Origin of the sequence: Actinoplanes hulinensis, from assembly GCF_019429605.1 — a bacterium.
GTDB classification, from domain to species: Bacteria; Actinomycetota; Actinomycetes; order Mycobacteriales; family Micromonosporaceae; genus Actinoplanes; species Actinoplanes campanulatus.
On record NZ_JAHXZI010000004.1, the window covers coordinates 64830 to 80731 of the forward strand.

Sequence of the window (15902 nt, forward strand, 5' to 3'; positions counted from 1 at the left end):
TGACGCCGGACGCGAAGTGAAGGTTCCCGTGACGGATACAGGGTTGACCGGCCTCGAGGTGGTCGACGAGCTCGGTCGTGGCGCGTTCACGATGGTCCACCGCGCCCGGCGCGGCGACCGCTGGTACGCGCTGAAGCGCCCCCTCGCCGACGCCGCCGAGTACCCGAGGATCCGGACCGAGTTCGCCCGTGAGGCGTCGTTGCTGGCCTGCATCGACGATCCGGCGGTGGTGCGCGTCTTCGCGGTCGGCGACCTGGACGGCGTACCGGCTCTGGTGCTGGAGCATCTGCCCGGCGGAACGCTCGCCGACCAGCTGTCCGGTGGCGTGCTGGCCGAGGACTGGGTGGTCGCCCTGGCCGCCCGGCTGGCCCGGGGCCTGGCCGCCGCGCACCGGCTCGGGCTGGTGCACCGGGACCTCAAGCCGGGCAACATCATGGTCGGCACGGATCAGCCGGCCAAATTGATCGACTTCGGTCTGGCGCAGCTCGGCGAGGAGACGGGACCGTCGAACCAGGCGGTCGGCACCTTCCTGTACTCGTCGCCGGAGCAGTCCGGCATGCTCAAGCGCCCGGTCGACGGCCGCTCCGACCTGTACTCGCTGGGCGTGGTGCTCTACGAGTGCCTGGCCGGGCGGCTGCCGTTCGAGACCGACGACGTCGGCGAGCTGCTGCGCCTGCACCTGGCCGCCCCTGTTCCGGACCTGGCGGTGCTGCGCCCGGGCATCAGTCCGGCGCTGGCCGAGGTGGTGTACCGGCTGCTCGCCAAGGACCCGGACGACCGCTATCAGGACGCCCGGTCGCTGCTCGACGCCCTGCGCGGCTGTCCGGGCGGAGAGGCCGCCGAGCAGCCCGCGGTGGGCGCGTGGCCACTGCGCGGCCGGGCCGCCGAGACGGAGCGGCTGGCCCGCCGCTGGGGACGGGCACGGGCCGGGCACGGCGGGGTGGCGGTGATCCGCGGCGGGCCCGGTTCCGGCCGGACCCGGCTCGCCGAGCAACTGGCCGCCGAGGTGGAGGCGGCCGGTCTCCCCCTGTTCTGGGCCACCTGCCGGGCCGGCGAGGCGACCCCGCTGTCGGCGGTCCGGGAGGCCGTGCGGAACTGGCTGGCCGGGGTCCGCCGACTTCCCACGGCCCGGCGCGCGGCGGTCGAGCGGCTGGTGGCGGAGGCGGCCGCGGCGGCCGGGCCCCGTCTGCTGGCCCGGATCTCCGGTGAGCTGGGCCTGCCCGGCGCCGACGTCGCGCCGGCCGGCGGTGACGAGCACGTGCTCGGCGCCGGGGCCACCTTCCTGAGCGAGCTGGCCACCCGTTGCGGTGGGCTGATGCTGGTCATCGACGACGCACAGCATCTGGACTCGGGCTCCCGGCAACTGCTCGAGAAGCTGGCCGCCGACGTGGCCGGGCTGCCGGTGCTGGTGCTGCTCACCGCCCCGGACGGGGCGGGTGACCCGGCCGCCGGGCTGGACAGCACCGGGACCCTGGAGGTCGACTGCGACCCGCTGGCCGGGCCGGCGGTCGCCGATCTGATCGCGTCCCGGCTGCCCGGCGCGGAGGTGACCGGGGAGCTGGTCCGGCACGTCGCGGCGCGGACCGACGGTACGCCGCTGGCCGTGGTCAGCTACCTGCTGCGGCTGCTCGACGCGGGCCTGCTGCGCCCGGTGTGGGGCGCCTGGCACCTGGACGTCGCCGGAGCGGACGCGCTGCCGCCGGTCGCCGACGTCCTCGACCTGCTCGCCACCCGCCTGACCGCGCTGCCGGACGGCATGCTCGACTGCCTGGCCGTCGCCGCGGTGGCCGGAGTCCGGTTCCGGACCGCGACGCTGCTCGCGGTCGGCGATCCGGACCGGATGCTGGCCGCGCTGAGGGCCGCGGCCGACCGGCACGTGCTGGAGCCGCGGCCCGGCGGCTGGTACGCCTTCGTCCACCCCCAGTTGCGCGACGTGCTGCTGGAGCGGCTCGACGAGGACCGGCTGCGGCGGGTGCACGCCGATCTGGCCCGGGCCCTCGAGGGTCTGCCGGCGGAGCTACGGGACGAGGGGTACGCGTACGCGGTGGCCCGTCACTACAGCCGCGCCGGTGACCAGGTCCCGGCCGAGGACCGCCGGCGCAGCGCCGCTCTGGCCGGCCGCCGTGCCCTGGCCGACCAGGCGCCGGACGAGGCGATCCGCTACCTGACCGAGGCGGTGGCCGGGGACCAGGCGCCGGACACCGGACTGCTGCACTCGCTGGCCCAGGCCTACCTGCGGGCGGGCCGGCTGGAACTGGCCGGGGAGGTGCTGGACCGGGCGCTGGCCGGGGAGACGGACAGGCTGTGGCGGGCCCGGCTGCTCGCCACCCGCATCGAGCTCTACCACACGGTCTGGGACGACGGCCGGGCTCTGGAGGCGACCCGGGCCGCGCTGGCCGAGCTGCGCCGACCGCTGGGTGGCCCGGGGCTGCTGGTGGTGGTCACGTCGCTGCTGGTGGCGTTCCTGGGTGGGCTCGTCCGGCGTACCCGGGTGGGTTTCGGAACCGCACGCGGCCGCCGCCGGGAGCACCTGGCCGTGCTCGCCGCCGTGCTGGATGCCGGCGGTTATGCCGCCGGGCTCGGGTTGCGCCTGGCCGAGGCCGGCGCCCTGTCGTTGCGGGCCGTGTACGCGGTCAACCGGCTGGGCCCGTGTCCCGAGTACGTCCGCGTCTACGCCCTGATCGGCTACGTGACCGCGGTGATCAAGCTGCGCGCCACGAGTGAACGCTGCCTGCGCCGGGCCGCCGAGGTGGCCGCCGGGCTCGACGACCCGGGGCTGGGCGCCTATGTGGAGTGGATGCAGGGTTGCGCCCTGATGATCAGCGGCGTCGACGACGGCAGCATCTGGGAGAAGACCACCACCCGCAACGCCCGCTGGTACGTTCCGGCCCAGCTGATCCCCGGTTACGCCACCCTGGCGATGCGGTACCTACTGCGCGGCTACGTGGAGGAGAGCGCCCGCGAATACGAGCGCGGCATGCGGAACCTGCCCGACCAGGAACAGGTGCTGGGCACCTCGCTCGGCATGCTGAGTGTGATGATCCCGGCCGGGCAGAGCCGGTTCGGTGAGGCCGCGGCCGCGCTGAAACGGCTGCACACGGCGTTCCCGAAGGGCACCGGCACCCGGGTGCAACGGGCCAACATGCTGACCGCCGCCGCCTGCCTGCTGATCGAGCAGGGCGACGTGGGGCCGCAGCTGGAGGAGGTGCTCGCCGAGTTCCACGCGCTCAAGCTGCGCCGCGGTGAGCTGCTGCCGCAGCACAAGTGGATCTATATGTACCAGGCGCACGGCCGGCTCATCCAGTTCCGCTTCGCCGCGGACGCCGACCGGCCGGCCCGGCTCGCGGTGGCCAAGAAGGCGATCCGGGATCTGGGCCGGGTCGGCGGCACCCCGCTGCTGCGCTGTGTGCACCTGACCACGAAGGCGTCCTGGTACCTGGCCTCCGGCGACCCGCAGCGCTGCCTGCGGATCGCCGACGAGGCGGAGCGGCGGCTGCGGAAGGTGGACGCGCCGTTCATCCAGTACGAAGTGTTCCGGATCCGGGCCCGGGCGATGCGCGCCATGGGCATGGCCAACGAGTCCGACCGGCAGGCGCGGTTCGCGCTCAGCCTGGCACTCTTCCACGGCTGGGAGCAGCGGCGGCGGCAGACGCGTGCCGAGTTCGGTGTGGACGAGGGCGCCGGCACCCATCGGCGGACCGTGGCGGACCGCCGCCCGGCGTCCGGTCGCAACCGGCACCTGGAGGCGTTGCAGCAGGTCGGCACGGCCGCCGCGACCATCCTGGACCCGCAGCAGCTGGCCAGCGTGGCGCTCGACGAGATGCTGCGCATCCTCGGCGCCGAGCGTGCGATCTTCTTCCGGCTGGACGAGTCCGGCGAGCCGGTCCGGTACGCGGGCCGGGACGCCTCCGGTGATCTTCCGGAGGCCGACGAGTACGCGTCCACGCTGGTCCGCCGGGTCGCCGGCGCCGGGGAGCCGCTCGTGGTGGCCGGCACCGAGCAGGGCGCCGCGCTCGGCTCACGCAGCGCCGTGGTGCACGGGCTGCGCAGCATCCTGATCGCCCCGGTCCAGTTCAAGGGCCGGATGGTGGCGGTCGTCTACCTGGACAGCCGGCTCGCCCGGGGCGTCTTCACCGACGACGACGTCGCCGTGCTGACCGCGGTGAGCAGCCACGTCGCCGTGTCGCTGGAGACGGCGCGGGCGGCGCAGCTGCACTCGCAGGTGCAGGCCGCCCGGCAGCAGCAGGCGCTCGCCGAGATGCTGCGGGCCAGCCTGGCCGAGATGAGCGCCATCCTGGAGCCGGACCGGCTGCTGTGGCACCTGTGCGGCACGCTGCGGACCCAGCTCGGCGCGACGGCCGGATGCCTGATCAGCACCGGCGGCGAGGTGCTCGAGGTGGTCGGTGCCGCGCCCGTCGAGGCGGTCGGGACCACGGTGCGGCTCATCCCGGGCGACACGCCCGAGCTGCTCGGTCTGGAAGAGACCGCGGGAGTACGCGAACGCCTGCTCGCCGGCGCGCCCAGAGCATTGACCGTTCCTCTGGCGGGACGGGACGGCCCGGTCGGGCTGGTGCTGCTCGGCGGCGCCGGGCTCGACGGCACCAGCCGTCAGGTGGCGGCCGCGCTGGCCACCCAGGGCATGACCGCGTACGAGAACGCCCGCCTGTTCAGCCGGGTGCAGGAACTGGCCACCACCGACGAGCTGACCGGGCAGCACAACCGGCGGCACTTCTACGCGATCGCCGGCGCCCTGGTACAGGCGGCCGCCCGCAACAGCCGTCAGCTGGCGGCGGTCATGCTGGACATCGACAACTTCAAGACCATCAACGACTCGTACGGGCACGGCGTCGGCGACGAGGTGATCCGTACCGTGGCCGCCCGGATCCGGGGCCGGCTGCGCCACTCCGACGTGCTCGGCCGCTACGGCGGTGAGGAGTTCGCCGCGGTCCTGCCCGATCACGGTGGCCACGCCGAAGACCTGGCCGACCGGATCCGCCTGGCGGTCTCCGCCGAGCCGGTGCCCACGCAGGCGGGCCCCCTGCCGGTGACGATCAGCGTGGGCCTGACCAGCCTGAGCCCGGACGACACCTCGCTGGACGAGCTGCTGGCCCGCGCCGACCACGCCCTCTACCGGGCGAAGGAGGCCGGCCGCAACCGCGTCATGTCCGGCTGAGGGCGCCCTGCCGGGAAGACTGGACAGCTGTGATCCGACTGCTCGCCGCCCTGCTCCTGCTCCCACCCGGCCCGCCGGCACACGCCGCCCTGCCCCTGTTCCCGCCCGGCCCGCCGGTGCACGTCGTCCGGCCCGGCGACACCCTCTCCGGCGTCGCCGCCCGGTACGGTCACCGCGTCGCCGACCTGCGGAAATGGAACGGCCGGGCGGCGCTCTCGGTGGATGGCATGCTCCGGCTCACCGCACCCGCCGCACCGCTGCCCGGCTGGCGCACCCGGATCGAGCGGCTCACCGCCCCGGAACCGGAACACTGCCCGCTGCGCGCCACCGATCTGCGCCGCATCTGGGTCCGCCATCTCGGCTTCGACGGCCGCGCCCACGACGGCCACCTCACCATGCACCGCACCCTGGTCCGCCCCACCCAGCGGGCGTTCGCCACCCTGTACCGCCGCCGCTTCCCGATCATGGCGATGCCGCCGGCCGTCGTCCCGGACGAGACGGTGCTCACTCTCGGCTACGAGTGCCGCTACGTGGCCGGGACGAAAACCTGGTCACAGCACGCGTACGGCCGTGCCTTCGACATCAATCCACGACAGAACCCGATGATCCGCGGCGACTACCTCGACCCGCCGAACAGCGCCGCCTGGCTGGCCCGCGACGCCCACCACCCGGGCATGCTGCACGCGAACGGCGCGGTCACCGCCGTGACCCGCGAGGGCTTCACGTGGGGCGGCCACTGGACCACGTTGAAGGACTACATGCACTTCAGCACCACCGGCCGCTGATGACCTTTGAATCCGGGTTGCTCCGGAGCCCGGCTCTCAACCCCTCCGCAATCTTGGACGGGCGCCCACCGCTACAGGTGGCAAAACGTCCAAGATCGCGGAAGGAGGGCTTTCGGAAGTGAGCGCACACGGAAGCCGCCACGTGGCCGCCACGTGGCCGTCGCGGCTATGTGCCATGTAGGCGACCACGACACCGCCGCCGTGTGCGCCCACGGGACGGCCCTGATATGGGCGGGACGCGGACACGCGTACAAGAGAAAGGAGCCGGAAGCGACACGCGGACCTGGACCATGAAGGTCTTCTAGACGCCGGGGCGGCGGGCGTCGGCCGAGGCGCGGCGCAGCTGGGTGGGGGTGAGGCCGTAGCGGGCCTTGAAGCGGCGGGTGAAGTGGGTGACGTCGCGGAATCCCCAGGAGTGGGCGATCGCGGTGACCGGCCGGTGCTGGTGGCCCGGGTGGAGCAGGTCGTGGCGGGCGCCGCGGAGGCGCTCGTTGATGATCCACTGTTCCAGGCTGAGGCCAGCGCCGGCGCAGAGTTTGTAGAGCTGGCGCAGGGAGATGTTGTGGGCCGCGGCGATCCGGGCCGGGGTGAGGCCGGGGTCGGTCAGGTGGTGGCGGACGTGCGCCCGGATCCGGGTGAGCAGGGTCTCGGCGAGGGCGCGGCGAGTGTGCCGTTCGCTGCGGGTGGCCGACGCGAGCAGGGCCCGGACCAGGTCGACGGTGGCGGCGGCCACGGTGGGGGCGGTCGGGTCGGCGGTGATCCGGGCACGGTCCCGGGACAGGGTGGCGACGTGGGCGGCGACCAGGCGGTAGAGCGGGCTGGCCCGCAGGTTGCCGAGCGCCGAACGGATCGCGTCGAGGGGCAGGTCGAGCTGGTCGAGCGGGATCTGTACGCACCCGGCCGCCCCGTCACCGGACCAGGAGTAGTCGTAGGCGCCGGAGAGGTCGACGCCGAGCAGTTCGCCGGGTGGCGTGACCCGCTGGTGGCCGTGCTGGTCGAGGCGGCCGTGGCCCTCCCGCTGGACGGCCAGCGAGATCACCGGCATCGCGTCCTGCCGGGCCAGTCTGGCGGTGCGCAGCAGCCGCAGACCGGAGGAGCGGCAGGTGAAGATGTTGGTGTCGCCGAGGTCCCACACCTCCATCCGGGCGTGCACCGGGCCGGCCGGGTTCTCGTGGATGACGTGGCAGGGTGCGGAGGCGAACATCATCGCGGTGTGCACGGCCTCCACACGTTCGGGGGCGGGCAGGGCCGCGGTGTCGAGAACGAACGCCATGCCTGCTCACGTTAGGCGGCAGAACCCGGAACGGTACGTACAGGGGACTCGAAAAGATCAATTTCGAGGAATGTTTGGTGTACCCCGGGATGACACTGCATGTTTGGGTTCCCCCCGATTCAGGAAGACCCACGCCGTGCATCCTCAACCCCCGCGCCGCACCACCCACGCCTACGGAACTCCGAAGAATCTGCTGGTCTACGACCGCTGGGGCAGCTACGGCCGCCCGGTGGTCCTGCTGCACGGCCTGTTCTACGACCGCACCATCTGGTGGCCGGTCGCGGCCGAGCTGACCGGCCCGTGCAGTGTCATCGCCGTGGATCTCCCCGGTCACGGCCAGTCCGCCACCCGCGGCGACAACGACCTGGACGCGCTGGCCCGGGATCTGGCCGTGCTGGTCCGTGACCTGGAGCTGCACCGCGCCCCGGTGCTGGTCGGCCAGGGCGAGGGCGCGCTGCTGGCGGAGGCGTTCGCGGCCGCCTACGCGACCCGGGCGGTGCTGACCTTCGACGAACCGGCCGAGGCGCCACCGGAGAGCCCGGAGCAGCACCGGGCCGGTGCCGACCTGGCCGGGGTGCCGGCGGCGTACCGCCAGTTCGCGGTGCCGCGCGGGGATCGGCGGCTGCGGGACTCGTACCGGTGCTGGTTTTCGAGTGGAGTCCCGGCCCGGGCCGCGAAACGGCCCGGTTTTCCGCATCTGCGCGCGCCCGCGCGTTTCGCCGCGACCCTGCGCGACCTGATCTGAGCCGCGACCCCGCACGACCTTGATCTGAGCCGCGACCCCGCACGACCTTGATCTGAGACGCGACCCCGCGCGACCTGATCTGAGACGCGACCCCGCGCGACCTGATCGGAGGGAAGCGCGTCAGCCGTGCCGGTGCCGGTGGCGGCGACGGCGCCGGTGATGTGGTGACGACAGCGCGGCCATGCTGATCAGCATGCAGAGGATCAGCAGGCCGGCGAGCACGATCTCGATGAACATCGCGGACCTCCTCAGGGCCGCCGGCGACTGCGATGAGCAGCCGGAATCTCACCGTCCCCCCGGTGGCGGCGGCCGTCAACCGATTCGGCGGAATCCGCGGTTGGCATGGTGTGCCGGGCCGGGCCTGCCTATGCTGCCCCCGAGGGGAGTACCTCCACGAGAGCGTGGCGGTCACCACGGGCACGCGGAAGTGCCCTCGTGCGTTCGCCCGGCGTGCCGCCGGGTGAGGGAGACCTCGGACGATGACACGTGTCCGAGGGGGTCCCGTGCTCGATCTTCCGTCCATCGCGTCTCCGCAGCTCTGGGCGATCAGCGTCGCCGTTCTGCTGGGTCTGCTCATCGCCGATTTCGCGATCACCCATCGCCCCCACGACGTGGGGATGCGCGAGGCGGTCGGTTGGTCGCTCTTCTATCTCGCGCTTCCGGCCGTGTTCGGGGTCCTTCTCTGGCAGGTGTACGGACAGCGCCCGGCCGTGGAGTTCTTCACCGGTTACGTGGTGGAGAAGTCGCTGTCGGTCGACAACCTGTTCGTCTTCATGCTGCTGCTGGCGGCGTTCGCCGTGCCTCCGCGCCTGGCCCAGCGGGTGCTGCTGTACGGGATCGCCGGCGCCCTGGTGCTGCGCGCCGTCTTCATCGCGGCCGGCGCCGTCGTGCTGCGCAGCGGGACGTGGGCGTTCCTGCTGTTCGGGGCGGTGCTGCTGGCGACCGCGGTGAAGGTGTTCCGGGAGGCGTTGCGCCACGAGCAGTACCGGGTCGACATCGACGACATGCGCAGCGTGCGGCTGATGCGACGGCTCATGCCGGTGACCGGCGGCTACCACGGCGGCCGGCTGACCGTGGTGGAGCGGGGCCGGCGCGCGCTCACCCCGCTGGCGCTCGTGGTGGTGGCCGTCTTCATGACCGATCTGGTCTTCGCGGTGGATTCGGTGCCGGCCGTCTACGGCGTGACCGAGGACCCGTACCTGGTGTTCGCGACGAACGCGTTCGCCCTGCTCGGCCTGCGGGCGCTGTATTTCGTGCTGCACAACGTCCTGGACCGGCTGCGGCACCTCAACTACGGGCTCGCGGTCATCCTCGCCTTCATCGGCGTGAAGCTGGTGCTGCACTGGGCGCACGGTGTCTGGCCGGGCGTGCCGGACATCCCGACCGACGCGTCGCTCGCCGTCATCGGCCTGACCCTGGCCACCGTGACCGCGACCAGTCTCTACGCCGACCGCCGGGAGCGCGTCCGCGCCTGAAACCCCGTCAGTGGCCGGCTCGCACCGGGCGCCGCCGGATCTGGTCGGCGGCCTCCCGGACCGTCCGGATCAGCGGGCGGGCCGCGGTGAAGGCGACCACGGCGGCGTCCAGGTCGCCGGCGCGGGCCGCCGACTCGATCCGGCCGCAGGCGGTCGTCGCCGGGCCCGCTCCGAGGTTCGCCAGCACCCCCATGAGCTGGTGGGCCTCGGTACGGATGGCGCCCGCGTCGTCGAAGGCGAGGGCCTGCTCGATCCGGTCCAGGTGTTCCGGGATCTTCGCCGAGAGGGTGGCGAGCAGCCCGGTCAGCGCGCCGGCGGTGGCCGCCGGGTCGGGTCCGCGCAGGTGGTCCAGCCGCCGTTCGATCTCCGCCGTCACCTCGGCGAGGTCCGGCGGCGTCGCCTGTGACCAGTGTTCCAGCACGCGGGCCACGTCCACCGCGATGAGCGGCTTGGGCAGGTGCTCGTCCATGCCGGCGGCCAGGCAGCGGGCCCGGTCCTCGGCCAGGGCGCTGGCGGTGAGCGCGATGATCGGCACGTGCCGGCCGGGCGGCTCACGACGGCGGATCTCCGCGGTCGCCTGGTAGCCGTCCATCTCCGGCATCAGGCAGTCCATGAAGACGGCCTGGTAGTCAAGGCTCAGGGCGCGGTCCACCGCCTCCCGGCCGTTGACCGCCACGTCGGCCGTGTAGCCGAGGTTCGCCAGGATGCCCAGCGCGACCGTACGGTTGATCTCGTTGTCCTCGACCACCAGCAGGTGACCGCGACCCGGCGGATTCGCCGCGACCGTGCCCACCACGCCGTCGCCGTCGGCCTCGCTCAGCACCCCGGCGAGCGCGTCGAAGAGCTGTGCCTGCCGCAGCGGTTTGGCGAAGGCCCCGGACACCCGCTGGTCCGGCTCGCTGGGCAGGTGACCGGGGTCGGCGGCGAGCAGGACGGTCTTCGGCACCGGGCAGCCGGCCGGCACCAGCCGCTCCACCGGGGTGCTCTCGGCGTCGGTGAGGACCAGGTCGAAGGGGCGTCCCGCGCCGGCCGCCTCGGCCAGCGCCCGGGTGGCGGCGTCCTCGTCGCGGACCCCGGTGGCGTCCATCGACCAGGCGCCGAGCTGTTCCATGAGGACGGTCCGGTCGTCATCGTCGGGGTCCACGATGAGCACCCGCAGCCCATCCAGGCTGTGCAGGTCGAACAGGTCCAGGCCCTCCCGTGCGGTCCGCAGGGTGACCGAGAACCAGAAGGTGCTGCCCTCCCCCGGCACGCTCTCCACGCCGATCCGGCCGCCCATCAGCTCCACCAGGTCGCGGCTGATGGCCAGGCCCAGGCCGGTGCCGCCGAACCGCCGGGTGGTGCTCGCGTCGGCCTGGGTGAACGCCTCGAACAGCCGCTCCCGCTCCAGCGCCTCGATGCCGATGCCGGTGTCGCGCACCTCGAACCGGATCGGTACGGCGTCCGGGCCGCCGGTGACCGTACGGTCCAGCGCCGCGGCGACCACCACCCGGCCGCTCGGGGTGAACTTGACCGCGTTCCCGGCCAGGTTGAGCAGCACCTGGCGCAGCTTGCCGGGGTCGCCGCAGACGGTGGCGGGCAGCTCCGGGTCGCAGTCGCCGCGGACGGTGACCACCTTCTGGGTGTCCGGCGGGGCGACCAGGGCCACCACGTCGGCGATCAGCCGGGCCACCTGGAAGTTGGCGTCCTCCAGCAGCACCTTGCCGGCTTCCAGCTTGGAGAAGTCGAGGATGTCGTTGATCACCGCGAGCAGGGCCGATCCGGCGGCGCCGATGCCCTCGGCGTACCGGCGCTGCCGGTCGTCCAGCGGGGAGCCGAGCAGCAGGCTGGTCAGGCCGATCACGCCGTTCATCGGCGTACGGATCTCGTGGCTCATCGAGGCGAGGAACTGCGACTTGAGCCGGGCCGCCTCGATGGCCTGGTCGCGGGCCTCGGCGAGGGCCTGTTCGGTCTGCCGGCGGGCCGTGATGTCCCGGACGAAGCCGTGGTAGTGCGGGCTGTGGTCGTGCCGGATGCACCACATGGTCAGCTCGACCGGGATCTCGTGGCCGTCCCGGTGCCGCGCGGCCATCTCGGTCGGCCGGTCCAGCAGCCATTCGAGGCGGCCGTCCAGCAGCCGCAGCAGCGCCGCGTGGTACCGCTCCGGCAGTATCGTGCCGGTCAGGTCCCGGCCCAGGATCTCCTCACGCCGCCAGCCGAAGACGTGCTCGGCCTGCCGGTTCCACTCGGTGATCTCACCGGCCGCGTCCATCGTGAAGAACGGGTCGCTGGCCGCCTGCATGATCATTTCGAGCTGTTCGCGTTCCACCCGGCGGCGATGCTCGGTCAGGACCCGCACGGTGATGTCGTGCGCCACGGTCGAGGCGCCGATCACCGCGCCGTCGGCATCGCGCATCGGCGCCATGCTCAGCGACACCTCGATGACGGCGCCGTCCTTGCGCCGGCGACGGGTCTCGAACCGGGTCAGGGCCTGGCCGCCGAGCACCCGGGCGAGCAGGTCCCGCTCCTCCCCGAGCCGGTCCGGCGGGAGCAGGCGGGTCATGTCGCTGCCGATCATCTCCTCGGCGGTGTAGCCGTAGAGCCGCTCGGCGCCCGGGTTCCAGGTCTTGATCGTGCCGTCCGGGAACTTGCTGACGATCGCGTCCTGTGAGGCCTCGACGATCGCGGCGAGCTGGGCGTTCTCGTGCGCCTGCGTGAGGCGGCCGGCCTCGGACACCGTCAGGTCGGTCACTTCGGCGCTGACCCCGAAGATCGCGTACGGCCGGTCGTGCTTGTCGCGGAGCGCGTACAGGGTGGTGACGAACCGGCGCATCCGGCCGGCGTCGGGAATCATGTCCTCGAAGGCGACCGGGCCGTCCGCGGCGAGGGCCGCCCGGTCCCGGCGGCGGAACTCCCCGAGCCGGGCGGGCGGGTGCACCTCGCGGTCGTAGCGGCCGGTGGCGCCGCCGTTCGGGATGCCCTGGAGCCGGTCGTAGGCGGCGCTGGTCAGCCGGTAGCGCCCGGTGAGGCCTTTCACGAACGCCGGCGTGCCGGTCTGGTTCAGGATCACGGCGAGGTAGTGGTAGCGGTCCAGGCGGTGCCGGAGCCGGCGGGCGGCCAGCGTCATGGCTCCGGCCGTGACGACTCCCGCGGCCACCAGAGAGGCGGCACCCCCCAGCACGGCCAGCACCCCCGAAGATTCGAATCCGTTTCAGTATCAACGTACATGCTTTAACCTTTATTACGGACATATCCTGATCAAACGCTTCTCTTCTCGAGGGAGCCTCCGTGGCGACAGTGATGGTCGTCGACGACGTAGCCGCCAACCGGGACATCGTGCGCCTACTGCTCGGCTTCCGGGGTCACGAGGTCATCGAGGCGAAGGACGGCGCCGACGCGCTCCGGCTCGCCCACGTCCACCACCCCGACGTGGTCGTCTCCGACGTGCTGATGCCCGGCATCGACGGCCTGGAACTGGTCCACCGCCTGCGTGCCGACCCGGACCGGGAGGCCGCCTCCGCACCGGTCATCTTCTACACCGCCAACTACCTGGAGCCGGAGACCCGGCCGCTGGCCGAGGCCTGCGGCGTGAGCCAGGTGGTGCTGCGCTCCCAGGACCCGGGCACCCTGCTCGACGCGGTCGAGTCCGCGCTGGCCGCCGGGCCGGTCACCGTCGACCTCGACACGGAGGAGGACTTCGCCCAGGCCCACCTGCACGCGGTCAACGCCAAGCTGATCGAGAAGGTACGGGCGCTGCACGACACCGAGCGCCGGTTCGAGGCGATGGCGGTGGCCTCCCCGGTCGGCATCGGCATCATCGACCGGCACGGTCACGCCGACTACGTGAACCCGCGTTTCGCCGAGATCCTCCAGACCCCGATGGACCGTCTCCTCGGACAGGGCTGGCTGGCCTGCCTGGACCGGCCCGCGCAGGACGCCGCCCGTGAGTTGCTGCGCGGCTCGGGCCCCGACACCGAGCTTCGGTTCACCCACCGGATCACCCGGCCGGACGGGGAAGGGCTCTCGTTGCGGGTGCACCTGCGGCAGATCCACGACGGGGAGGACGGCCTGACCGGCGGCGTGCTGATGGTCGACGACGTCACCGACGTGGCCCTGGCCGAGGAGCGGCTGCGCGAGGAGACCGAGCGGCGGCAGGACGAGGCCCGGACCCGCGACGCCGAACGCCTGCACGCCCTGCGCCGGATGGCCGGCGGCACGGCGCACGACTTCAACAACATCCTCGGCGCGATCCTCGGCTACGTGAACCTCGCCATCGAGTCGATCAACGACGGCCGCGACGACGGCAGCATCCCGGCGGACACCGCGGAGAGCCTGATCGACGACCTGGCCCAGGTGGTCAAGGGCGGCGAACGCGCCCAGGGCCTCACCCAGCAACTGCTCGCCTTCGGCCGCCGCGAGGTCAACCAGCCCACCGCCCTGGACATGAACGCGCTGCTGTGCGACTGCGAGACGTCACTGCGAGCCGCCGCCGGACCGGGCTCCGGCCTGCGACTCGACCTCGGCGCCGGGCTGCCCACCGTCAAGGCCGACCCCGCGCAGCTCACCCAGGTCCTGTCCAACCTGGTCCGCAACAGCGGTGAGGCGATGCCGGAGGGCGGCGCCGTCACGATCACCACGTCGGCTCAGGACGACCAGGTGGTGGTCGAGGTCCGCGACACCGGCACCGGCATGGACTCCGACGTCCTCGAACGCTGCTGCGAGCCGTTCTTCAGCACCAAGTCGACCACCGGCACGGTCGGGCTGGGCCTGTCCACGGCGCACGGCATCGTCAGCCAGGCCGGCGGTCAGCTCACCATCGAGTCCCGGGTCGGGCAGGGCACCTTCGTCACCTTCACCCTGCCCGCCATGGCCGGCGCCGTCCCGGCGGTCCCGCCGCCGACGACCGCACCGCAGGACCCGGCCGGCGGCGAGACGCTGCTGCTGGTCGACGACGAGGAGGCGGTGCTCCAGGTGACCGCCCGGATCCTCAGCGGCGCCGGGTACCGGGTGCTCACCGCGCCCGACGCGGGTGAGGCGCTGCGCCTGCTGGAACGGCACGGCGGCGAGGTGGCGGCCCTGGTCACCGACGTGGTGATGCCCGGCATGAACGGCCGCCAGCTGGCCCGCATCGCCGCCGGGCGACGGCCCGGCCTCTGCGTCGTCTTCGTCTCCGGGTACGCCGAATCGCTCTTCGACGACCAGGGCAACAACCTGGAGCCGGGGTCGACGATCCTGGCCAAGCCGTTCGACCGGGAGAAGCTGGTCAGCACCGTACGTACCGCCCTGGGCGCCCGCGTCAGCTCTTCGTAGCGGCCACCACCAGGTTGAACCCGGTGTCGGCGGCCAGGACCGGGTCGCTGAAGCCCGCGCCGGCGAGCAGTTCCAGCCGCTTGGCCGGACCGCCCAGCGTGCCCAGACCGTGGGCGCCCGGCTGGCTCAGCGAACCGGGCGTGCACAGGGCGGTCGACGACGCGTAGCCGATCCTGGTGATCGGCATCCCGATCGTGGACGTCCAGTCGTCGGCCGACCACGGCTCCACGGCCACCACGACGCCACCCGGCGCGAGCGCCTCGTATGCCGCCTTCAGCGCCGACACCGGGTCGCCCAGGTCGTGCAGCGCGTCGAAGAAGACCACCACGTCGAACGGGCCGTAACCGCTGATCGCGGCCGAGTCGGCCACGTGGAAGGCGACGTTCGCCGGGCTGCCCGCCTCGATGGCCCGGGCCCGGGCGGTGGCGATCGACGGCGCGTGCAGGTCGAATCCGGTCACCCGGGAGTTCGGCCAGGTGCGCCCGATCAGCAGGTCGGCGTACCCGTGGCCGCAACCGACGTCGGCCACCCGGGCGCCCGCTTCCAGCTTCTCGACCAGCCCCGGCACGGCCGGGAACCAGGCCTGCGCGAGCTGGTTGACGTACGCGGTCCGGAAGTACCGCTCGATCCCGTGGTACGTGCACCCCGGCACCTCGTCGCCGGACAGCCCGCCGTCACCCCGGAACGCCGTCTCCAGGCGCTCCAGCGACAGGAAGTATCCGGTGATGATCTCGCCGGCCGCGACCACGTGCACCGGCGAGTCGACCATCGCCAGCGCCAGCGCGTGCTCGAGCGGCAACTCGAACCGGTCCCCGTCGACGACCGTCAGGTAGCCGGAGACGGCCATCTGGTGCAGCCACTCGGTGACCAGGCGCGGGTTGAGCCCGGTGCGCGCGGCCAGGTCGGCCGCGGTCACCGGTCCGGCGCCGGTCAGCGCCCGGAACAGCCCCAGCCGGTCCCCCAGCACGGTCATCGCGGTGCTGGCGGCCCCGGCGAAATCGGTGATCAACTGTCCGACGAAGGCTTCCGCGCGCGCCTCGTCGATGGTCGGAGTCTGCTGTGTCTCAGTCATGCCTCCACCGTGCGGGCCGACCCTTGCCACCCACTTGCGGCGACCTTGCCGCCCGCCGTCACACCCTCCGCTCAGCCTTCGCGGGGCGCC

8 protein-coding genes are annotated in these 15902 nt (G+C 72.9%); 5 read left to right on the top strand and 3 right to left on the bottom strand.

Annotation, left to right across the window (positions count from 1 at the left end):
- Window positions 1-43: 43 nt before the first annotated feature.
- Both KZ829_RS08805 and KZ829_RS08810 read left to right on the top strand, forming a co-directional pair.
- Window positions 44-5173, top strand: a complete 5130-nt coding sequence (locus KZ829_RS08805) for a diguanylate cyclase (RefSeq protein WP_246635317.1) — start codon at window positions 44-46, stop codon at window positions 5171-5173.
- 29 nt (window positions 5174-5202) lie between these two features.
- Window positions 5203-5958: a M15 family metallopeptidase gene (locus tag KZ829_RS08810; RefSeq protein WP_220143358.1), complete on the top strand. Its 756-nt coding sequence runs from the start codon at window positions 5203-5205 to the stop codon at window positions 5956-5958.
- A 301-nt stretch (window positions 5959-6259) separates the two neighbouring features.
- On the opposite strand, the gene KZ829_RS08815 is transcribed toward KZ829_RS08810, so the two are convergent.
- The gene (locus KZ829_RS08815) at window positions 6260-7231 is read right to left on the bottom strand and encodes an AraC-like ligand-binding domain-containing protein (RefSeq protein ID WP_220143359.1); all 972 of its coding nucleotides are present in this window, start codon (window positions 7229-7231) and stop codon (window positions 6260-6262) included.
- A 136-nt stretch (window positions 7232-7367) separates the two neighbouring features.
- On the opposite strand from KZ829_RS08815, the gene KZ829_RS08820 reads away from it, so the two are divergent.
- The gene (locus tag KZ829_RS08820) at window positions 7368-7976 is read left to right on the top strand and encodes an alpha/beta hydrolase (RefSeq protein WP_220143360.1); all 609 of its coding nucleotides are present in this window, start codon (window positions 7368-7370) and stop codon (window positions 7974-7976) included.
- Window positions 7977-8479: 503 nt separating this feature from the next.
- Entirely contained in the window at window positions 8480-9451 is a 972-nt protein-coding gene (locus tag KZ829_RS08825; RefSeq protein ID WP_308285395.1) for a TerC/Alx family metal homeostasis membrane protein, read from the top strand.
- 7 nt (window positions 9452-9458) lie between these two features.
- Here KZ829_RS08825 and KZ829_RS08830 read toward each other — a convergent pair whose 3' ends face one another.
- Window positions 9459-12611, bottom strand: a complete 3153-nt coding sequence (locus KZ829_RS08830; protein ID WP_220143362.1) for a PAS domain-containing hybrid sensor histidine kinase/response regulator — start codon at window positions 12609-12611, stop codon at window positions 9459-9461.
- Window positions 12612-12718: 107 nt separating this feature from the next.
- On the opposite strand from KZ829_RS08830, the gene KZ829_RS08835 reads away from it, so the two are divergent.
- Entirely contained in the window at window positions 12719-14740 is a 2022-nt protein-coding gene (locus KZ829_RS08835) for an ATP-binding response regulator (RefSeq protein WP_308285396.1), read from the top strand.
- On the opposite strand, the gene KZ829_RS08840 is transcribed toward KZ829_RS08835, so the two are convergent.
- Window positions 14727-15812 carry a class I SAM-dependent methyltransferase gene (locus KZ829_RS08840; protein WP_220143363.1) on the bottom strand — a complete coding sequence of 362 codons (1086 nt, stop codon included), beginning with the start codon at window positions 15810-15812 and terminating at the stop codon, window positions 14727-14729. The genes KZ829_RS08835 and KZ829_RS08840 overlap by 14 nt on opposite strands.
- Window positions 15813-15902: the final 90 nt, after the last annotated feature.

What these genes read in the sequence shown, in the direction of transcription:
- KZ829_RS08815 (WP_220143359.1), bottom strand. Translation starts at nt 7,231, where the DNA reads ATGGCGTTCGTTCTCGACACCGCGGCCCTGCCCGCCCCCGAACGTGTG.
- KZ829_RS08840 (WP_220143363.1), bottom strand. Translation starts at nt 15,812, where the DNA reads ATGACTGAGACACAGCAGACTCCGACCATCGACGAGGCGCGCGCGGAA.